General features: G+C 34.9%; 17 protein-coding genes. 7 read left to right on the plus strand and 10 right to left on the minus strand.

Annotation, left to right across the window (positions count from 1 at the left end):
- Nucleotides 1–21 precede the first annotated feature (21 nt).
- The 6 genes from GJV85_RS04420 to GJV85_RS04445 all read left to right on the plus strand — a co-directional run bounded on the left by GJV85_RS04420 (nt 22) and on the right by GJV85_RS04445 (nt 9,138).
- A complete protein-coding gene (locus GJV85_RS04420; RefSeq protein WP_207562660.1) occupies nt 22–3,123 on the plus strand; it encodes an efflux RND transporter permease subunit in 3,102 nt (1,033 codons plus the stop codon).
- Between the two features lie 48 nt (nt 3,124–3,171).
- Nucleotides 3,172–4,104: a hypothetical protein gene (locus tag GJV85_RS04425; RefSeq protein WP_207562661.1), complete on the plus strand. Its 933-nt coding sequence runs from the start codon at nt 3,172–3,174 to the stop codon at nt 4,102–4,104.
- Between the two features lie 12 nt (nt 4,105–4,116).
- Nucleotides 4,117–5,376, plus strand: coding sequence for a hypothetical protein (locus GJV85_RS04430; RefSeq protein ID WP_207562662.1), 1,260 nt, complete (start codon nt 4,117–4,119; stop codon nt 5,374–5,376).
- Entirely contained in the window at nt 5,376–6,398 is a 1,023-nt protein-coding gene (locus GJV85_RS04435; RefSeq protein WP_207562663.1) for an LPP20 family lipoprotein, read from the plus strand. The genes GJV85_RS04430 and GJV85_RS04435 overlap by 1 nt, the downstream gene beginning before the upstream one ends.
- 13 nt (nt 6,399–6,411) lie before the next feature.
- The gene (locus GJV85_RS04440; protein WP_207562664.1) at nt 6,412–8,202 is read left to right on the plus strand and encodes a lipoprotein N-acyltransferase Lnb domain-containing protein; all 1,791 of its coding nucleotides are present in this window, start codon (nt 6,412–6,414) and stop codon (nt 8,200–8,202) included.
- Nucleotides 8,203–8,268: 66 nt separating this feature from the next.
- Entirely contained in the window at nt 8,269–9,138 is an 870-nt protein-coding gene (locus GJV85_RS04445) for a hypothetical protein (RefSeq protein WP_207562665.1), read from the plus strand.
- Between the two features lie 177 nt (nt 9,139–9,315).
- Here the strand turns inward: GJV85_RS04445 and GJV85_RS04450 are convergent, their stop codons facing one another.
- Nucleotides 9,316–9,711, minus strand: coding sequence for a rhodanese-like domain-containing protein (locus tag GJV85_RS04450; protein ID WP_207562666.1), 396 nt, complete (start codon nt 9,709–9,711; stop codon nt 9,316–9,318).
- 56 nt (nt 9,712–9,767) lie between these two features.
- Here GJV85_RS04450 and GJV85_RS04455 point away from each other — a divergent pair, with 56 nt between their 5' ends.
- On the plus strand, nt 9,768–10,139 hold the full coding sequence (locus GJV85_RS04455; RefSeq protein ID WP_207562667.1) for a hypothetical protein: 372 nt from the start codon (nt 9,768–9,770) through the stop codon (nt 10,137–10,139).
- Nucleotides 10,140–10,156: 17 nt separating this feature from the next.
- Here GJV85_RS04455 and GJV85_RS04460 read toward each other — a convergent pair whose 3' ends face one another.
- From GJV85_RS04460 to GJV85_RS04500, 9 genes are all read right to left on the minus strand, one after another.
- A complete protein-coding gene (locus tag GJV85_RS04460; RefSeq protein ID WP_207562668.1) occupies nt 10,157–11,623 on the minus strand; it encodes a DUF1302 family protein in 1,467 nt (488 codons plus the stop codon).
- A gap of 4 nt (nt 11,624–11,627) precedes the next feature.
- Nucleotides 11,628–12,410, minus strand: coding sequence for an outer membrane lipoprotein-sorting protein (locus tag GJV85_RS04465; protein ID WP_207562669.1), 783 nt, complete (start codon nt 12,408–12,410; stop codon nt 11,628–11,630).
- Nucleotides 12,410–14,791 (minus strand): efflux RND transporter permease subunit, encoded by a 2,382-nt coding sequence (locus tag GJV85_RS04470; RefSeq protein WP_207562670.1) that lies wholly within the window; start codon nt 14,789–14,791, stop codon nt 12,410–12,412. The genes GJV85_RS04465 and GJV85_RS04470 overlap by 1 nt, the downstream gene beginning before the upstream one ends.
- Nucleotides 14,792–14,847: 56 nt before the next feature.
- Nucleotides 14,848–16,764 carry a methyl-accepting chemotaxis protein gene (locus GJV85_RS04475; protein ID WP_207562671.1) on the minus strand — a complete coding sequence of 639 codons (1,917 nt, stop codon included), beginning with the start codon at nt 16,762–16,764 and terminating at the stop codon, nt 14,848–14,850.
- 133 nt (nt 16,765–16,897) lie between these two features.
- Complete coding sequence (locus GJV85_RS04480) at nt 16,898–18,385, minus strand: NADH-quinone oxidoreductase subunit N (protein WP_207562672.1); 1,488 nt, start codon at nt 18,383–18,385, stop codon at nt 16,898–16,900.
- Nucleotides 18,382–19,860: a complex I subunit 4 family protein gene (locus GJV85_RS04485; protein ID WP_207562673.1), complete on the minus strand. Its 1,479-nt coding sequence runs from the start codon at nt 19,858–19,860 to the stop codon at nt 18,382–18,384. Before GJV85_RS04485 ends, GJV85_RS04480 begins: the two co-directional genes overlap by 4 nt.
- Complete coding sequence (nuoL, locus tag GJV85_RS04490; RefSeq protein WP_207562674.1) at nt 19,857–21,734, minus strand: NADH-quinone oxidoreductase subunit L; 1,878 nt, start codon at nt 21,732–21,734, stop codon at nt 19,857–19,859. Before nuoL ends, GJV85_RS04485 begins: the two co-directional genes overlap by 4 nt.
- Complete coding sequence (gene nuoK / locus GJV85_RS04495) at nt 21,735–22,040, minus strand: NADH-quinone oxidoreductase subunit NuoK (RefSeq protein ID WP_207562675.1); 306 nt, start codon at nt 22,038–22,040, stop codon at nt 21,735–21,737.
- A complete protein-coding gene (locus GJV85_RS04500) occupies nt 22,037–22,549 on the minus strand; it encodes an NADH-quinone oxidoreductase subunit J family protein (RefSeq protein ID WP_207562676.1) in 513 nt (170 codons plus the stop codon). Before GJV85_RS04500 ends, nuoK begins: the two co-directional genes overlap by 4 nt.
- Nucleotides 22,550–22,558: the final 9 nt, after the last annotated feature.

Consider the following 22,558-nt stretch of genomic DNA (forward strand, 5'->3'; position numbering starts at 1 on the left):
AAGTATGATGTATAATACTTTATGATTAAATATATACAATACTTTATAGAAAACACAAGACTTAACTATGCTGTTCTAGTTTTTTTAGCATACTTAGGCATACAAGCTTACATAGATATTCCCAAAGAGATATTTCCCAATGTTGAACTTGACAAAATAAGTGTTAGAGGTACTTATGCAGGTGCTAGTGCATCAAACATGGAAAAAATGGCTGTTCGAGAGATCGAAGATGGAGTCAGTAATATAAGTGGTATAGATAAAACGGAGACTACTATAGCTCCAGGTGCATTTACTATGACACTTACTCTCAATGAAAATGCAAATAAAATAAATATTTTAAATAATGTCAAAGATGCAATTGCCCTAACAAAACAGTATCTCCCCTCAGATATGAACGAGCCAACGGCCACCATTATAGACAGAAACAGGCCCCTTGTAAAACTCTCAGTTTCATCTAAAAATCTTTCACGTGGAGAACTCACTGAAGTTGCCAAAGAGATAAAATCTAAAATTTCCAAGATAAAAGAGATAAGCGATGTGACAATTAGAGGGGACTCTGACCAAGAAGTTTCCATAAAGATAAACTCCCAAGCCATAATAGCCTATGGGATAAATCCTGCAAGTGTGATAAGCGCTATCTCAAACCTCTCATATATTTTCCCAATAGGAAATATAGAACAAAAGGGCAACTTCGCATTTATCTCCACGGTTAATGGCAAGGCAGATGTTTTAGCATGGCAAGAGAGTATACTAAACATTGAGTCTAAGTACATACGTCTTGGAGACATTGCAAAAGTTGAGATAATATATCCACAAACAACAACGCTCTCCTCTTTTAATAATAACGCGACATTAACGCTAGTCATCTCTAAAAGTGAAAAAGGAAACTCTCTAGAGCTCTCTAAAGAGCTTAAAAATTATGTTGAAAAAATATCTAAAAATTATGAGGATGTGAATTTTAACTTTTACGAAGATAGCTCAAAGCCAATTAAAAATCGTTTAGATACTGTTATATCAAACTTAATGTTTGGGCTTATTCTTGTTTTCTTAGCACTCTTTATATTAATAAATCTTCGTATAGCATTTATCGTTTCGCTGGGTATTCCATTCTCATTTATTATAGGCTTGCTCTTTATCTATCACATGGGCTACTCTATAAACATAGTCTCGCTTTTAGGAGCACTGATCGTCATAGGAATAGTCGTTGATGATGCTATTGTTGTTGGTGAAAATATCCAACGCCATATTGACGAGGGTATGGAGATTAAAGAGGCATCTATAGTTGGTGTTAAGGAGATGATGCTACCCGTATCACTTGCAACTATTACCACCGCAGCTGCATTTTTACCGATGTTTCTAATGCAAGGTGAGATTGCACTCTTTTTGATTTTGGTGCCTATAGTGGTCGTTATGATACTTTTAGGCTCACTTATCGAGAGTTTTTTCTTCTTGCCACTTCATGCAAGAGAACTTTTAAAAAAGAGTAACAACCTTGTTGATTGGAAAGGTTTTCAAAATTTTTATATGAGGGTTTTAGCTTTTCATATACACTATAAAAAAACATTCTTACTTACATTTTTAGTTATTATCCCTATAGTGACAGTTTTTACTGCAAAGTCTATGAAGTTCCAGTTTTTTCCAAATTTTGATGGAAACAATCTTTATGTGAGTGCAAAACTTGATATAAACACTCCTATAGAAGAGACTTTTTTAATAGCAAAAGAGATAGAAGCAGAGCTAATGAAGCATGCTGAAGAGTTCTCTTTAAAGTCGACGTCTTCGACTACTGGTTATAGACGAAGTCTTTCAGGTGAGACAGAGTTTAACAACAATGTTTTTTACATAACTATGGAGCTTTATGATAAGCAAGAAGAGAATTTTATAAATGCATATATTAACCCTCTACTCAATTTTAGTTTCGACTTTGATAACCCTGAAAAAATACGTGAAAAAAAGACGTTTGAGCTCTCTCCTCGAGCTAGAGAAATAGTAGAGCCCTTTAGAGAGAAGTACAAGATGCTCGAGCTTGGCGTTATGGAAGATAAACCAGGGCTTATAAGAAGCGATATACAAGTAAACCTCTCTGGAGCAGATGATGAACTTTTAGAGAGAAGTATAAAAAAACTAGAAAATGAGATATCACAAATTGAGGGAATATCTAACTTTAGTGACAATATTAAGTATGGAAAATTAGAATACAAAATAGAGATAAATAATTATGGTGAGAGTTTAGGGCTTAGTGAAGCTTCCATCTCTAAAGTACTGAGTGATTATTTCTTAGAACGCAGACAATCCACAACTTTTAATGTCAATGGCATCATGGAGATAAAAACGCAAGACTTAGCTAAGGATGAAACGCAGACATTTCTTGATTTTAACATTGCAGTTGGTGATGGTAGATATGTCAGACTGAGTGATGTTGCAAATATAAAAGAGATACGAGACTATGAAAAGATAGATAAACTCAATGGAAATATTGTAAAAACAGTCTATGCAAACGTAGATAAAAGAAAAATAACTCCTGATGAAATTTTAGAAATTTTAGAACCTACGTTTACAGAGATATCAGCTTTAGGCATAGAAGTAAACCTACTTGGCGAAAAAGAGAAAAATAAACAACTAGCAGGCGACATGAAAAAGAGTGTGATTTTGGCAATATTTTTGATATTTATAACGCTACTTTTAATCTTTTCAAAAATTAAATACGTTTTAATGGTTATGAGCGTGATACCACTTTCCATTCTTGGAGCACTTCTTGGGCATAAACTTCTAGGTATGCCACTTACTATGCCTTCTATAATCGGGATATTAGGATTGGCTGGCGTTGTAATAAATGATGGAATAATAATGCTCGATTTTCTTCATGGAACACATAAAAGTGAAGAGTTTTTTACTAGAGCAAAGCATAGACTTCGTCCAATTTTAATCACTTCTATCACAACATTTTTGGGACTGTTTACTCTTATTTTTTATGCTAGTGGACAAGCTGTAATTCTTCAACCAATTGCAATCTCTATAGGCTTTGGTTTGGTATGGGGAACATTATTAAATCTTATCTATTTACCGACTCTCTACGCCATGGTAAATGGGATAAAAAATTACAAGCCTTTAAGAGTAGGTTAAATAACTTTCCCCTATTATGGTGTAATCTAAAATACTGGAGAGTTATTAATGTTTTATAGTGTGAAAAAGACCTATTTACTTTTTTTACTTTTACTTTCATCAATTTTTATAATGAGTGGATGCGCTAAAAGTCAGATTTTGTTAAATACCTATGTTGGTCCCAAGAAACCCAAAGAAGTTACTCAAATGCTTGACAATAGTGACTCATCGTCTGGATACTTAGAAATAGAACTGGTGCATACTATTTTAAGTGCAGATGGAATTATCTCTGATAAGTCATTTGAAAGTAAACTTCTCTCGAGTCTTAAAAAGTTTATCACCCAAACAAACTTTATCTCTGTGAGTGAAGTTGAAGACAACAGTAATATGTCACTTGATATGAGAGTTTTAGTCTTTAACTATAAAGAGAGTACAAACAGTATTGATGGACTTATCGGTGTTGAATTTAACATTCGTAAAGATGGAACCGTTTTTTATACACAAAACTATAAACATAACATTAAACGCTACTCAAAAGCTGGAAAACAAGGACTCCCATCAAAAGGTGAACTATTCTCAGAGGCAGCGGATTATCTCGCTAAAAAACTTATAAAAGATATCTCTCCAATGCAAACGCGTAAACTTGTCGAGCTAATGCCACTTCCATCTTCTTTAGAGTATACGATAGCGTATGCAAAGAGGCAAAACTTTGAGGGTGCTATAAAGGGGATGAAAACGTATCAAGGAGAAAAAACTGCTGAGTACTATTTCAATTTTGGCGTTTATTGTGAGGCTTTAGCTTCCCAAACAGACGACTTAGCACTGCTTACAAAGGCAAACGAGTATTACGAAAAGGCGATGGAGCTTAGTCAAGGGGATAATGAGATTATAATCAAAGGCAAAGCAAAGTTTGATAAGTACTATAAGATAATCCAAAAAGTTGCTGATCAAAAAGCTAAAAATGCTGAAAAAGATAATAACAGCATGTTCCAAATATTATAAACAAGGTAATAGATGTTCAAAGAGTTTAAAAATAAATCATATAAATTAGCACTTATAACAGTACTTGCTATCTCACCATTGTCACTACAAGCTACATCAAGTGGTGGAATTATTGAGGGTTCATCTGAATCATCTAGTGCTGCTATAGAAGATCCTAGTTTTGAAAAGCAGATAGTAAGAATAAATGTAGGTATAAATCTAATACGAATAAATACAGATATCCTAGAAACTATGCCGGTGTCTGCAGATACAACTTGGGTTGATGAGATCATCTCCCCGATGGATTATAATGCTGTCAATAATTTAGAAGACGTAAAAAATGATGTATATTACTCAACTGTAAATATTACTAACCTTATTCAAGGCAAATATCTTAACATTAGAATGAGCCCTTTAGAGGCTAGACTCTATTGGGAAGCATCTATTCTTTATAAAAATGCTAGAAACAATAATCCTGATTATAAATTACCAAGTATGAATCAGTTCCCAGATATCACTGATACAAAATCATATACATCATTTAATGAAGATGAAAAAGTTGCAATTATCAATGTAGAAGCTACTAGCTCAAACCTGTATAATAATGTAGAGGCTGCTGTGATTTCATTACTCCCTGAGGATTTACAAGAGAGTGTAAGTTCTGCTAAAGCTGAGTATGATGTTTCAAAAGAGGAACTAGATGTAGCAAAATCAAATATTGAAAATATAAAAGCATGGCTAGATGACGATGCAAATAGCGACAGTGATGAGCGAGCTGAAAAAGAGGAAGAGTTAGAAGTGAGTAAAGCTTTTGAAGATGAAAAATCATTGGCATTTGATGAAAAGCAGAGTATCTACTTTGAACTTTTAGCAAGTGGAGCTGAAGCGATAGAGTCTAATTTTGATGAATCAAAGGTTCCTTTAGCACAAAAACTTGAGCATCTTTTAGATGCGGTTGATAATAATGCCATTGGCGCACTTAGTATGTTTGCAGCCGCATTCACAGGTATGGGAAGAGGCTATGGCGTTATAGATGATGAAGTTAAAGCTATGGCAATAGCTCAAGGTTTGACAACACTTATAGGAAATCAAAAAGAGTTTATCATACAAAGAGCTACTAGAATGGGAATTGGGACACTATTTGCCATACCAAATATAGGTATAGGTAGTTATTATGCTTCAGCCCAACTAAACAAAATTGGAAAATACCAAGATGTTGTAAACGCTGTTTTAGAGGCGGCAGAAGTTGCTGAAGAAATTGCTGAAGAGACTACTAAAGGAGCTGCTGAATAATGAAAATATTTTTAAAGATGATTTTTTTAACTTCACTTACTACCCTGTTTATAGGGTGTGGTGGAGCTACTGGACCAACACCATCGGCACTTCCACAATGGTATCTAAATCCGCCTCAGTCAAATCAGAGTTTTTACTATGGTGTGGGAGAGGGATCTTCTAAAGATGCTGCAAAAGCCAATGCTTTAGCACAAATAGGTGGAACTATCGCAGTAAACATCTCTTCTGAATTGGACATGAAGACAGAAGTACATAACGATGAGTATAGTGAAAATGTCAAGACTCAGACTAAAGCATCTGTTGAGAAGATAAAGTTCACAGGTGTTAATGTTATTGAAAATGCATATATAGCTGGGAAATACTACAGCTATCTTAATGTAGATAGAGCAGTTCTTTTTGATGCTCAAGAGAGTGCTATGAAAGTTGATTATGCAAATATTAAATCTTTGTATAAAACTTCAAAAGAGGGCAATATATTTGAGTTAATCAAAAATAGAGATAAAATAGAGTCGAAAATATCAACGCTAATGTCAAAGTTTCCGATTTTAAAAGCGATTAATTCAGGATTTAACGAATCTGTTTACTCAAGTGAACTCTCTAAGATAAAAGAAGATTTAAGAAACTCTCCTAGCCGCGCTATGGTCTATGTGAGTCATGAAAATTCAAAAGAGTTAGCTGAAGTTCTTAAAAATCATATCTCTACATATGGAATGACTCTCGTTGATACGCCTCGCAGCGCAAATGAGCAAAAGAATCTTCTTAAAGTAAACGTGAGTAGAGTAGCGCAAGAAAAAAACGTTAAAATGTCCGATCCAAGACTCATAGGCGCTAGTTTTGCCGACGTTACCGTCACGTTAACAACAAGAAATAGTACAAATAACATAATCGCTCAAAATAGAGTAAACATTATCAATATCTCAAAAGATGGATATGCAGCGGCTGTTGTTAAAACAGCAAAGTTTGAAAGAGAGATTCAAAAAAGAGGTATATTAAATATACTCTTAGAAAATGCGGCTAAGTAGCTAAACTTAATATATGAGAGATAGTTTTTATAAACTTTTTATACTACTATCTCTTATCCTCCTCACTCCTCTTTACTCCTTTGAATCATTAGAGTTACAGAAGCTTGCACAGGAGTCTTACTGGAGTAAACTACTCCATTTTAATGAAGTCAGTAGTATTAATAGTAGAGATTTTTTTCTATCAACAGATAAAGAGATAACTCCCTATGGTGAACTCACCTCTACCCTTGAAGCATTTAGAGCAGACCCCGCATTGATATGTAAGTATCCAGCACGTTACAAGTGGTTAAACTCAAAACTCAAATTAAATATTAAGCATAGTAAATGTGAAAAACTAGATATGTTTTTGGCTCATAAGTTTGAGAAAATAAGTATGGTTTTTACATCTGAGAGATATAACTCTTCCGCATCTGTATTTGGACATACATTTTTAAAGCTAAGCGGGAGAGAGAACTCTTTTGTCATTGACTATACTGCTAAGGTACCTGATAATGTTAATGGCCTCTCATATGCATATAACGGCATATTTGGTGGGTACAAAAGTAGCTATAAATTCTCTTCATTTATGTTAAAAGAGTATGAGTATACAAATGAAGAGTTTCGCGATTTAATCACATTTGATTTAAACTTTTCAAAAGATGAGATAGAAAATATTATGCTACATCTCTATGAAGTACTTGAAACTAGACAGGATTACTATTTTTTAAGTAGAAATTGTAGTTCAGAGCTTATCAAACTCTTAGATTTAGGTAGGGAGGAACTCTCTCTCTCAAAAGAGTTGGCTCTAGTAACTTTGCCCATAGAAGTTGTGTATATACTTGAGAAAAATAACTACATAAATAAAATCTCCATTACACCCTCAAAAATCAGACTTTTTAATTCTTTAACATCAACTCTAAGTAAAAAAGAGACAGAGCTTTTAAAAAAGATAGTTACAAAAGAGATAGGAGTGCATTACTTAAGAGATACTAAGGAGATATCAGATGTTCAAAAAAAGAAAATAGTATCTGCGGGAATCTCCTATATAGAGATAGACTCTTTGAGTGATGACTTTGATAAGAGTTTAGTCTATCCTCTGATGAAACTTATAAAACTTCAAGAAGTCTATGGCTACGAACTAGCTTTAAATGATGAAGTACTTAGTGAGATACCTATTTCAAATAAGTATCACCAACTTAGGCTGGGAGGAGTAGCAGGAGATATTCAAGATAGCTATGTAAATTTAGATTATAGATATCTCTATAGGCATAGGTTTGATCTACTTGATAGTGTTGAAAAACATGGAAGTGTAGAGTTTTTAGATTTATCATTGAGAGTTAAAAACAAAGAGTTAGAACTAAATTATCTTACTTTCTTTAACCTAGAGTCATTGCCAATATCCACAGACTACTTTTTTACTCCTACAAAGACAGTACAGATAGGCCTTAAACGAGTGTTTTATGATGAGAATATCTATAGTTATTTTAATTACTCTTTAGGCTATAGAAGAGAGTTGGCAAAAAATTTAACATATCATTTAAGTGCTAAAGTTGGGCTCTATTATTATGATAAACCATCTGCTATGGCTCAGGCTGGTGCATATCTCGAGTACAATAATATAGAAGATTTTAACCTTCAGCTTGCTTATGAAAGTAGCTGTTTTTATAATGCAGTAGATGAATATAAATACATGAAAACAGAGCGATTTTTAATAAAAACAAATATTGCTATTTTGGATAATTATAGGATTAACTTATTTATATCACATGAACGTGATATAGAGATTTACAATAGATTTGGTATTAAATATAGTTTAAATTTTTAATTTAGGTTTAATATCTAATTAATTTAACAAGAGTTATAATTTGTTATATTACTTTAAGGAATGACAATGAAAAGAATATCTTTAAGTTTAATCGCTTTAGCTCCATTTTTAATGGCTGCAGAGCAATATGTAAGTCCACATGATGGTGAAGTGCAAACAGTAATTACGAATCAAGCGGTTGTAAATGAAGTTCTTAGTACTCCTACGACTGTAGAAGCAGCGGAAAATGTCAAAATAGCTAATACTGGTAGTGTTGGTGCTCAAGTTGTGTTTTCTAACAAGATTAATATTGTAAATATTCCTTTGGCATACTCTATCACTGATAGTATTGCAGTAGATGTTGCAGTTCCTTTTGTTCAAAATAGTGTTAATGAGAAGAGTGGTATTGGAGATGTCTCAGTTGCACTTAGTTACAACTTTAGTAATGTAATCGATACAATAGGATTAAACACTACTAGCTTACGTTATAAGTCGACATCAGGTGGAGATGCCCTCGATGGCCTTGGTTCAGGTGCAAGTGCATTTACTCTTTCTCATGCTATAGTCAAGAGTATGGGTTCAATACTTTTACATGGATCGCTTTTATATACTTTAAATAGTGAAAATGATATTCAGGCGAGATATGGAGATGCATATAATGTCATGATAGGTGAGTCTCATTCATGTCTTTTAACGGACTACTTGACCACTACAACTAAGTTGACATATTTTCATAATGACGAATCTACTTTTGGTGGAAATGGAAGAAATGATGAGTTAACTACTGCTGATTTTTATTTAGAATTTAGTAGCGCAAAAATTTTAAGCTCTATTCCTTTAGCGATAGGGGTTAAAATACCTGTAATATATGAAGCCGGTACAGCAACCACAAACGGCTTTAGTCCTGATGCAGGGAACTCAGTTATGGCTTATTTCAGTGCTTCAAAAGCGTTTTAAAAAGAGCTTTCTTAGTGTGCATTAGCACACTAAGAGTATAAAAATCCACTCTAGTAAAACATCAAATATAAAGCTCCCCAGAGGAGAAATATGAAAATTCCTAAAATAGTAAAAGTTATTGAAAGTCTTACAAAAAGATAGAGAAGAAACTTTAAAAAAGGTGGCACTATTTATATTCTATTTGTAAGGAACTGTTTTTATCTTCAGTTCCTTCGTAGCATACTCAATGCCACCAAGTAGATTAATAACATTATATTTCATTTCATTAGAGAGAAAGTCTGCAACTATAGCTGTTCTACTCCCAACATGACAAATAAGAGCAAATGTTTTTGATGTATCTATTTTTGTATTTAGAACATGCAAAAAACCCTCAACATCATAGTTACCCTTTTCATTAAAAAACATGATTGGAATAGAACCCTCAATCAGCCCCATCTCTTTCCACTCACCGGGTGTTCTTATGTCAACAATTTTTATACCTGAGTCAATCATCTCTTGAGATATGTAACTGTTTTTTATCTCTGCAAAAAGAGAGATACTAAAGAGTATAAGTAGTAAAACAATTTTTTGCATAGGATTCTCCAAAATAAATTGTATAATTATATCTATAAAAGCTAAACAGGATAGAAATGGCAGCCTCACAAAAAGCGATAGACAACTCTAATAGACTACGTTACATAAGAGCACTGGAGCGTTTTCATAAAGGAATGGTTTCTTACCTTATGAATACTCCTGAGTTAACACATAAGGGACTTAATAAAAAGATAGAAAATAGCCTTAAACTACTTAAACGCACTCAAGAGATGGACCTTTATAAGGGTGAGTTAAAAGATCTTCAAATGCTTGTAAAAAAGATGATTAGCTATAAAGATTCTGAGGAAGACATAGAAAACATCAAAGAAGAGCTCTTACACAGCTCAAACCAACTTGATAAGAGTAAAAACGCTAAACGCTACAAAAAAGATAAACACTCGGGCTCTATGTTAGATGAGTGGGAGTAGAGAGTCAAAGACTCTCATTAAAAACTAAAAGTAATATCCATAAAGAGTCTGTCATTATTACTATTGGCTTGCATTATCTCTCTATCACCACCAATATAATCAACAATACCCGCATTTGCTACAACACCATCCATTAAATCATACTCAGCCCAAACTCTAGCAAAGCCACCTTTTTGCCAAGATGAGCCAAACATACTTACTAAGGCAGTTGCGTTTAACGTATCATTTAAAAAGCTTTTTGTAGCTCTTAGGGCAGTCTGTATCTCATCTTCATCTACAAAGTCAGGAACACCACCCATCTGAGTCTCATACTCGAAAATATGTCTGTTGGCTATCTCAAGAGATAAAACAGTGTCTTTAACTCCCATATAGTCAAATCCTACTAATAGATCAGCTCTATCTTTTTCATCCGCCGTTGAGTTATATCGCACACCATTTATAAACGCGACTTCGGATTTAAGTAACCAACTTCCACTTGCTATATTTATTGCACTTCCAAGCATATTTATCTTACTTACAACTCTTTTAACACTACTAAGCGGAGTGCTTGGTGATGGGATTTTGTCAAAATGCCATTTTTGATCTAAAACATTTGCCCCATAAAAAGAGAGGTCCCATCCTGAAAAGACACCATTAGCTCCAAGGGCATACTGAAGATTATCAAGCGAATGTTCAGGTTGGACTAACTCTATAAATGGATTTGGAGCGCTACTAAATATATCTAATGCTGGAAAAAACTCACCATTGGGAGTTGCTTCTAGCATAATTCTACTCTCAGCTATGAGCATAGTAGAAAAGTTCCAATCTTCGTGATAATAATCAAGTTTAGCCATAGTTGTGCTAAGGCGTAAGTCTTCAATATCAGTCAGACCTGGAAGACGATTATCAAGAGGGTTTATAACATCAGTGATACGGATACTATCAGATTTTCCCCATACAACTATTTGACGACCAATTTTTAAGTCTATATCTCTAGTGATACTTCCTTGAGCATATATATCATCGATTCTAAGTTGGGTTTGGTAGGCATCTAGAACATTTTTAGCATAGTTTTTATCACTATGAATATCATAAATGAGATCATAAAATGCATCGCCACTCGCACGAAGTTTCCATTTTTTTGATAGTTTATAGTCTGCTTGTAGATACAGAGCAGTTTGTGCTTGATTAAATCCACTATAGTCTATACCACTAACGGTGTGTCTTTGGTATCCATAGGATGATTTAAACGCTACATTACCACTAAGTGATAGCTTACTTGGCTCTTCTTGAAGCTCTTGGACTTCTTCTTCATTTGTGTAATCAGACTCTTCATCAAAACCATCAAGTTCACTCTCCTCTTCAAATCCAGAGATATCATCACTTGATATATCTTCATCAGTAGAAAAACCACTCAAGTCATCATCTATGCTCTCATTTGCTTGTATTTGTGTAGAGCAAAGTAGAGTTATGAGAAAAAGTGAAAGAAGTGATTTTTTTAGCATCTTCTTAGAGACCTTTCTCTAGCGATCTTGTAGTAAAAAGCGACTCATCTAAGTTCTGATTGTACTTAATGTCTGAGAATTCAAATGTAGTTTTATGAAGAGTTTTTTTACCCTTTTTAGTTGTCATTTGCATCTGTGTAGCAGTCCAAATGCCATCAATCTTCTCTAAACCCTTTACCATCATATACTTGAGCTTGTTCCCAGCTTTTATATAGTTAAGTGCTTGGATGATTACAAAGTTGTCTTGTCTTATAAACACTATAGACTTTGTATAACCCGTCTCTTCTATAGTCTTCTCAGACTTTGGCGTTACAAGCATTTGCCATGTTTTATGCCCTTTGATAGTTGGCTCTTTCATAATCTTATAAGTATAGTCTTGAACATTTCTTGAGGTCATATCTGAGTAAGTAAAATCACTTCCCATAAATGAGGAGCTCTTGTCACTTGAAGCGATGCGTTTTACTTTTTGAAGCTCTGGAAGGTAGAGCCACTGGTCATCATCAGCATTTGAATCCTCATAGTCATAAGTTAAAAAAGCTGTGTTTGCTACATCAGCAGGGGAGAGGAAGAACATCAACTTTAGTTTGTCTTCCCCCTTATCTTTAGTAAATGTTTGAAGATCTCTTACTCTTGTGTTTCCACTCTTATCTGTCATAATCATTTTCATTTTAGATGTTGAGTTGTCTCCATCATCTCTATCATGAACTTTTTGCGCTATCTCCTCTGCAGTAATTGCTAAAAGCGAACTCAGTGTTAAACTTGCTATGAGTAGTGTTTTTAAAATCATTATTTATCCTTTGTTATAAGTGTAAGTAGGGCAGGCCCTAATATAATGTTAGAAAATAGAGCGATAGTTATCGCTCCACCTGCTAAGATACCGAAGTTTATAAGGTTGTTAAGGGATGCAAACATATAAACATAAAATCCTAGTGAAAGTACTATAGAAGTCGCTACAAGTGCACGACCAGTTCCTAGCATTGTGTTTTCAACTGACTCTTTTACATGAAGTCCACGATGATGGTATTTTGCGAAGTTATGAAAAAAGTGAACAGTATCATCAACACTTAGTCCTATTACTATGGCACCAACAAGCATAGTAAACATATCTAGAGGCATGTTTACCATTGACATAAAGCCTATAGTCATGATGATAGGAAGTACATTTGGAATCATACTAATTAGTCCAATTTTAACACTTCCAAGAAGTATAACCATCATAATGGCAATGAGTATAAACGCCACTACATAACTCACAGCCATAGAACTCATAGCTGCTGAGAGCGTTCTTTGAAAAAGTGGTACCATACCTGTAACAGTAACTTCAACGCTATCTCCTAACTCAGACTCAAGAAGGTTTGTGAGTTTGTCACTTATCTCAGCATACTCTCCCGCTTCCATCCATGGAAGTTTAAATGTAAGACGAGCTTTTGAAAAACTACTATCTACTAAGTCTTCTAAGTCATCACTTCCACTGTTTTCAAAAAGTAAAAACTCTTGAGGTATAAGAGCATCATTGTCTGTTATGGCATAGTACTCCTCTTGATTTGCATGAAGTGCACGGTGAATCTCTTTAAGAACTTCTGCAACACTCCATCCTTTTCCAACAAAGTGCTTGTCAGTTTTGAGCTCTTGTGCTTCTTGAACGAGTCTATCTATTTTCTTTAAAAGATCAGAGTTATAAAGTCCATTCTCCTTTTTTGTATCTAGGATTACTTCCATAGTTACAGAACCACGAAGTGCATGGTCAACTTTTGCCGTTGAGAGTTTAACTGGTGAGTCATCTGGCTGCCAGCTTAGTGGGTCATGTTTGAACTCAACTGTTGATGCAAAATATACCCAAACTACAATGATAACGACACTACTTATAACAATCTTTTTTGCATGAAAAAAACTAAAATCTGCTATTGCTATTAAAATAGCATCCATCTTTTGAGACTTCTCTATCTGTTTTGCTTTTGCTGGTTTGATTGGTAGAGTAGCTAATATAGCAGGTAGTAATACTATAGTGTTAACAAGGGCTATCATAACACCAGCTGCTGCAAATATACCCAAGTCAGCAATAGGTGCTATAGAAGCAGTTGAAAATGATAAAAGACCAGCAGCCGTTGTAAGTGAAGTCATTATGATAGCTAGGCCTGAGTGACCAAGTGAGTAGCTTATTGCTTTGTTTTTATCCCCATTTGCATTTAGATGCTTAAAAAACATTGCAAGTAGGTGAACAACAGCACCTATACCAACTGCAAGTAAAAATGATGGAAGTATCTGCGTTGGTATAGTGATAGGAGTTCCAACAAGTGCCATAGTACCTACAGTTGTCAGAAGTGAGATAACAACTATAAATATAGGAAGTATAACCGCACTAATTCTACGAAATACTACAAAAAGAAAAACCATCATCATAAGGAGTACTAGTTTTACAAACTTTTGCATATCTTTTTGAACAGATTGTTTGTTATAGTCATTCACTGCGAGTGAACCTGCTATAAAAACATTGAAGTTCTCAGATTTAAACTCTTTGGCAATTTTATCCGCAGCTCTTACCATTTCACTCTTGGATGGATCAGTTAAAAACTCTAACTCTACATTGCTTGAGTCTTCACCAAAGCCTTCAAGCTCATTATTTCCTTTTGTAGCTTCATATGCACTAGGTTCTAAAATGATAGTAGTGAAAGTATGTGCTTCGTTAAAAAGAAGATTCTTATACATAGCGTTATTAAGAGCTATTTTTTTTATGGCTTGGAGCTCTTGCTCATTTTGTGGAAAATTCTCTAGAAGGTCTTCTACTATGAGTCTATCACCTTGACCTCTAGTGTTTCTTGCGTTTACTAAAGAGGTGATGTCATTTAGGTGTGGTACACTGTTTTGAAGTTCATTGTGCAGAGATTGTAGTTTTTTGAGTACTTCTAAGTCAAACACATTTTTAGTCTCAACTACAACCATAATCTTTTCATCTTGACCAAACTGCTCTTTAAACTTTTCATACTTGACTAACGCAGGGTCATTAGCATGTAAAAAGCCTTCAGTAGATGTATCGATAGTAATCTTAGGAATGTTTGATATTACTAACATACTTAGCAGTATCATAAGAAGGATGATTTTTTTTGGATGTTGGGTGATTTTCTCACCCATTTTTTCAAGTCTGTTTTCGCTCTTTGTTCGCCAGTTCATATACTCACCTTGGTATTAAATTATTATAATAATACAAGATTTGTATTAGTCAAACGTTAAGCACTCTCTTCACTTGATTCTTTTAACATTTTATCTAAAAGAACAAATAGCTCTTCAGACGCGTTTTCCATATTTTCAAAGTTACTTAAAATTTCATCTGTATTATTTAAAACGTTCTCTCTCATATTTTCTTTCTCAAGATAAGCTACGTTTTTGTTTGCATTTTTATGCACTACGTCATGAGGAAGAGCAACTTGTGAGTATGTTCTAGTATTTTGGAATCTACGTTTACCCTCTCCACTATACCAAACGCCTAGATTACACTCATGTGAGCTTAACTCTTTAAGTATCTTTTTCATTGACATCATAGAGTTGTAAGCACGAGACTTGTAAAGTATATGGTCTATTTTTGCAAGAACGATAAAGATACTGTTCTCCATGTGGTAAGAGTAGTCCACTATTTTTGTAGAACTTTCACTTAACTCAACAAGTGTTCCTTCAAAGTTTTCTATCTTCTTAGTTGACTCATCAACTGTTTCTTTCATACTCTCAGAGCTTGTTTGTATCTCGCTCATACCCTGTTGGAGTGATTTGATAGAGACTGAGATCTCACTTGTTGCCTTATGTGTTCTCTCTGCAAGTTTTCTTACTTCATCAGCAACAACGGCAAAACCACGACCATGCTCACCTGCACGTGCCGCTTCAATAGCAGCATTAAGCGCGAGGAGGTTTGTTTGATCAGCGATGTCAGTAATAAGTTCAATAACTGAAGTAATACTATTTGTCTGAGATGCTAACTCTTCGATATTCATATTATTTGCACTTACTTGCTCATTAAGTGTATGAAGTTCGCTAACAGCCTCATTGATATTATTTCTTGAGTCATTTGCTAAATCAGCTGCTGATTTTGTTTGATTTGTAACCTCTTTAAGGCTAGTAATATTCTCTTTTATCTCTGTTTGTATCATCGTTAATGATTCTGAAACATTTACACTTTTGACACTCAGTTTAGAGTTAAATGAATCTTGTTGTGTTTTTGCATGCTGCTCTTTCATGAAGTCTATACTTTTTGAAACATTATCAATAGCTTTAACAAACTCGCCATCCATACCTGCAGATGAAATTTGATGGGTAAATACACCTTTTGATGCATCCGTAATTGTTGTGTTTATCTCTTCTATTAAGTTTTCAACATGTTCAAGGAGTTTACTTAAGTTTGCACCCATAACGCCAAGCTCTGTGTCATCACTATGTGAGTCATCACATTTTTGTGAAAAATCACCTTTTTCAGAGTGACTTATAAGAGTTGTAAATCTTGCTATACCCTTAACAATTGATTTTCTAATAAGTGTAGCTACTACAAGAACTAAAGAACCAACAAGTATTCCTGAGAGTAAAACTAGATATTTGTAAAATGCAATTTCAAACTCTAAATCTTGTGATGAACTAGCTAGCTGCTCCTCTTTGATCTTTACAAGTTTCTTAAAAGACGTACGAGACGCGTTTGCGTATGGCGTTAATTCAAGCTTATATTGAGCATACACTTTTGAAGTATCATTTTTTATCTCATCTTCAGATAAGTTTTCCATCATTTCAAGAGAGTTGTTTAAAAATAGTAATGTTGAAGACTCCGCCTCTTTTACTAAGTCAAGGGAGTCATCTTCTGCCATAAGTGTTTCTATAGAGTTAAAATGAGCTTCTATCTCTTCAATCGTATCTTTAAGTTTACTTATTCCTTTGTCATAATCTCCACCGAGCATAATGTCTCTGGTTGTTCTACTAACATAGTTTAAGTTTTTCTCAATCTTTAAAGTACTAAGACCCGCTGACATTGAACTACTGCGTAGATGTTTATACTCTATTTCAATTTGAGTCATCGCACCAAATACAAAGATAGTGGCACCAAAGATAGAAAAAGAGGCCATGATGATGAGGTAATTCATCTTTTTTTGAATACTCATTTTGTCAAACATATAAATCCTTTAAAGTCTAATATTTAATCTGAGGTTTATATTAGCATAATGATTTTGGATATGATATAAATTTTAATAAATTATTAAATATTTCTACTGATTCTAGCTAACTAAACAACAAATAGGAATAATTTTAACTCAAAGACAATATAGCACTCCTCGCAATGTCTATAAAACCATCGGCACCAGGAACAAAAGGAATCAAAGACGTACCAATCCCACCCCAAATCACTAGTAGAGCCATTATGACAATTATTATTGTACTAATATCTATGGGAAACTTTTTTTGTGGGCTCTTTGATGGATAGAAATACATCATAGCAATGAGTTTAAAGTAGTAGTAAACAGAGATAAACGCGGTAAGGATTCCTAGGCCTGTGAGAAAAAACTGACCAGATTCTATAGCAGAGGTAAATATATAGAACTTTCCTAAAAAGCCTATGGTAGATGGAAATCCAGCAAGGCTCAGCATAAAGATACTCATCATTAGAGCTATATATGGGCGTTGCTGAGCAAAACCTTTGAAGTCTTCATAACTCATCTGTTTTCTACTTTTTGAAGCGATAAAACTCAAAACTCCAAAAGAACCAACAGCACTTATGAAGTAAGCGATGAGATAAAACATAATGGATGAGGCTGCAAACTGAGAGTCAAGACCTATAGATGATAAACCAATAAGTAGATATCCACTATGGACTATGGATGAGCCGGCAAGCATTCTTTTTACTAGCGTTTGACTGATCGCCAGCCATGAGCCACCAATAAGCGTTAGTATGGTAAGAACTTGGAGTATCTCTGTCCAAAAACCATTAATGGAAGCAAAGTTAACTATGTATAAACGTAGGGCTATGGCAAAGATGGCTATTTTAAAAGTAGACGCCATAAACATAGTAATAGGATAGGGAGCACCATGATAGACGTCAACTATCCATGAGTGAAAAGGAACAGCTCCAATTTTAAACATTATGGTTACCATAATAAATGTTGCGCCAACAACGAGTAGAGTCATATCTTCCATATTTGAGCTGTTTACATAGAGTGATATATCATCAAGTGTAGTTGAGCCTACTGCGGCATATATGAGAGCAGTTCCTAAAATGAAAAATGCTCCCGTCATGGAACCTAGAACCATGTACTTCATCATAGCCTCAGAACTTATCCCTTTGTTTTTATGAAAACCAACGAGAGTGTAGACACTCAGTGAAGCAATCTCTAGGGCTATAAACGCACTAAGAAGTTCATGTGCATGAGAGAGCATCATCATTCCAAAAACGCTAAAGAGAATGAGCGCAAAGTACTCTCCACTAAAGTATGTACGAGATTTGAAGTAGTCATTGTTTACGAGAAGGGTAAAAATAGCGCCTGCTGTAAACATCATGTCAAATATGCTAGCAAAATCATCAAGTATAAACGTATGCCCAAAGATATCTTCAAAAAGGTAAGTAGTGGTGTAGTTTGAGAGCGTTAAGTACTCCGTTATAAATGAGATACTTAAAAAGAATACGGCTATAAGATTAAAAGTATGAAGCGATATCTTAGTAGAGTTACTTAAAAGCATAAGAACAAACGCACCGATTACAACACTCATCATAGGGAGTGCAAAGTATAACTGCTCAATCATTGTAGTCCTTTTGTCGCAGATAAAACCGCTTCTAAACTAGAAAGGAGTTGTGGCTCAAATGAGCTAATAAAAAGAGATGGAGCGATACCAGTCACTAGAAGTAAAACCATAAGTGGAAAAAGTAAGAGCAGCTCTTTAATATCTAAGTCTTTAAAGTCTGTCTCGTTATTTGGAGTGCCAAAGAGTGTTCTTTGAAGCATCCAAAAGATATATATCATCGCCGATAACATTGTTAAAGCTGTAAATACTCCCACCCAGATATTATATTTAAATGCACCAATAATTATGAGCAGTTCCGCTACAAAACCACCAGTCCCAGGAAGACCGGCTATACTCAGTGCAAAAAAAGCAAAGAAAAAAGTAAAAAGAGGAGCCTTTGAAGCTATGCCTCCAAGCTCTTTTATATTTACAGTTTTAAATCTTTTGTATGTAAGACCTATCATGATAAAAATACCAGCAGATGCTAACGCATGTGTCGCTATAAAATATAGAGTACCACTCCAAGCATACTCATTTGTTAAAAAGAGACCTAATGCAATGAGTGAGAGATGCGACCCCGAAGAGTATGCAAACATCCTACGAAGATTGTCCTCTGTAATAGCTCTTATAGCATAGTATAAAAGTCCTACAAGTGCTTGTGCTATGATAATTTTTGCATAGTAAATAAGAGTGGTATCAAAAAGAGAAAACCCAAAACGCCAGATTCCATATATGCCTAGTTTTGCCATGATTGATGACATGATAACAACAGCAGGAGTAGGTGCTGAACCATAAGCTGGAGCCATCCATGTATGAAAGCCAACAAGTGGGATTTTTATAGCAAACGCGAGTAGAAAACCCGCTGCAAGAATTATGGAAGTTTTTGCGTTAAAATCAATTTTCATTAAGTCAACTAGTGCAAAACTCCAAATTCCAGTCGTCTCAAAGTGCATATATCCAATATAAAGGATTGAAAAAAGCATACTCATCGAACCTAAAATAGTAATGAGTAAAATCTTCATCGAGTTGTACTGATGCATACCGTTTCCATACTTACCAATCATAATGAAAATCGGTAGAAGCATAGTCTCCCAAAAGAGATAAAAAAGAATCAAGTCAAGTGATAAAACCGCTCCACTAACGCCAGTTTGAAGGAGCATCATGTTGTACCAGTACCCTTTTCTATCCTCTTTTAATATGTAGAGATATAAGGGAGGCATAAGAATGGTAATCAGTAGTAAAATTACTAAAGAGAGATAATCAAGGCCAAGGTAGTAGGATATACCACTATTTTTAATCCAAGGAAGATTTATTACAAATTGCATACCCCCATTTGGGTCAAACTCATAGCCAAGGTATAGGACAAGTATAAGCGTGCCAAGTGAAGAGAGAATAGCTCCAATCTTAAGTGTTTCGAGTGATGCTCTAAATACTCCGAGCATAATTGCCATAAAAAGTGGAAGAAAAATTATCTGAGTGAGGATACTTGACATCATAATTTCACTCCTAGTTTATAGATCATATAGAGGGACATAGCAGAGATGCCAACTAAAACATATAGAGCATAATAACGCACCTTTCCATTTTGAAGTTGCTCAAAAAGGTAGGCTGCTTTATGGTACCCGCTTACACTCAAGTTTATTGCGCCATCAAAGATTTTTGGATCGAGAGTTTGCGCTATAAAACTACTTAAGAGTAAAAGAGGTCTTACAAATATAAATGTATATATTTCATCAATGTAAAACTTGTTTATGATGAGTTTTCTTACTCTGTTATCAGGAAGTGTCTCTTTAGCATTTGTTGCAAACATCTTATAGGCTAAGAGCATTCCACAAAAAGCTAAGAGTACATTGAGTGCTCCGAGCATATACTCTACTTCATGAGTTATATGAAGCTCTATGTCTGGAAGCACTAAGAAGTTGTTAAACAAAGATGAGCCACCATAGGCCTCATTAAGACCTAGAAAGCCAACGGTAGTGCTTCCAAACGCCAAGACAACTAGTGGCAGAGTCATCGATGATGAGACATTTTGAAGTTCATGTTTATGCTCGCTCTTTGCATGAAAAACACTAAAGAGCAGTCTAAACATATAAAACGCCGTTAGAGCCGCAGTAAGTGAGCCCATAACCCATAAAAGATAGTTTTCTGAAGCAAACGCCATCACTAAAATGGCATCTTTAGAGAAAAAACCTGCAAATGGAGGGATACCACTAATGGCAAGTGTCGCTATAAACATAGTAATGTAAATAACTCTCAAATCCTTTTTAAGCCCACCCATTTTAAAGATGTTCTGCTCATGATGTAGAGCTATTATGACGGCTCCCGCTCCCATAAAAAGAAGAGCTTTAAAAAAAGCGTGAGTGAAAACATGAAAGATTCCACTACTATAAGCGCCTAGACCTACGGCTATAAACATATAGCCGAGTTGGCTCATAGTAGAGTAGGCGAGTATCTTTTTTATGTCACTTTGATATGAAGCGAGTATGGCCGCAAAAAGTGCTGAAAAAGCTCCTATATAGGCTATGAAAAGTCCAATATCAGGTATTTCACTGTAGATAAAACTGTATCTACTAACCATGTAAACGCCAGCTGTTACCATAGTAGCTGCATGAATAAGGGCAGAGACTGGAGTTGGTCCAGCCATAGCATCTGGTAACCAGACATACAGAGGAATTTGCGCTGATTTTCCCATAGCTCCAACAAAAAGTAAAAAACCTATGAGGCTAAGTCTCTCATTATCTATGAGCTGTATATTTGCTTTAATAGTATCAAAGGTAAAGCCACTCCCCTCAAGAGAGATAAAAAGAAGTGAAATACCTATGATAAAACCAAAATCTCCAACGCGGTTGAGTATAAAAGCCTTATTTGCCGCCGTTACGTTTGAAGACTCTTGGTGGTAAAAACCTATAAGAAGGTAAGATGAAAGACCAACAAGCTCCCAACCTATAAACATCATGATAGGATTATCAGCTAAAACTAAGAGAAGCATACTCCCCATAAAAAGGTTAAAGTAGGCAAAAAACTTTCCATATCCCTCATCACCTCTCATATATCCAGCCGCATAGATATGTATGAGTGTACCTATAAATGTTATAAAAGATATCATGATAACAGAGAGTCTATCAGCCATAAACGCGATAGAGATATTTAATTCTCCTATATGAAGCCATTCAAAGAGTGTTGAGTGGATAGTGGGTACACCATTTATAAGCTCAAAAAGAGTAAAAAGAGATAAGAGTGTGATGAAAACGGGAGATGCTATACCAATGAGAGTATATATAAAAGTGTTCTCTTTTTTTGTATTTAAAAGATAAATAATAGTCAAAATAAGAGCTGAGATAAATGGCGTTATTACGATGAGGTTTAGCATCTATTTCACCTTACTTAGTTTTTTATAATGATCACTATCTAAAGTTCTACTCTGTCTGTATAGATGTGTAATCATTGCTAAAAAGAGAGCCGCTTCAGCGGCAATGACTGCTATAAGAAGTAGTGCCATAACTGAGCCATTTGCATCGCCTAAAAGTTTTGAGAGCGTTGCTAAAAGTAAATTTACCGAACTTAGCATTAGCTCTATGGACATATAAATAACAAATAGATTTCGTCTACTGATAATTCCAACGAGTCCTATGCTAAATAGTATGGAGACTAAAAGAAAAAACATATTTGGAGTCATGATTTGTCTCCTTTATAGACTACTTTATCTCTAGCGATGATTATTGCTCCGAGCATAGCTGCCAAAAGGAGTATGGAAACTATCTCAAAAGGAAGGACCCACTCACTAAAAAGAAGCTTTCCTATGAGTTTAGAATCTATAGAGTCCCCCTTTGTAAAGTAATCAGGAAGAGTTGATAAAACTTTGTAGAGTAAAAGAGTAAAAGGAAGCACTAAAAGAGAAGTGAAAAATACCCATTTAAACTTGTTTGGCTCATCAGGGAGTGCTTCTTCTTTTGCGTTTACCGTAAGAATGGTTAGCATACTAAGAACTACTACTCCACCAACGGCTACCATGATTTGGGAGATCGCTAAAAATCTACTATCAAGTAGAGCGAAGAGTCCTCCAAGAGCTATCATGGCGAGTAAAAAACCAAAAGCACTAAAGAGGGTCTGCTTATTGAGTATCATAGCAAGTGCACCACCTATCATAAAGAGGGCTAATATGGAAAATATACTAATCTCTAGCACAAGTGAACT

Source organism: Sulfurimonas aquatica (genome assembly GCF_017357825.1).
Taxonomy (GTDB): Bacteria; Campylobacterota; Campylobacteria; order Campylobacterales; family Sulfurimonadaceae; genus Sulfurimonas; species Sulfurimonas aquatica.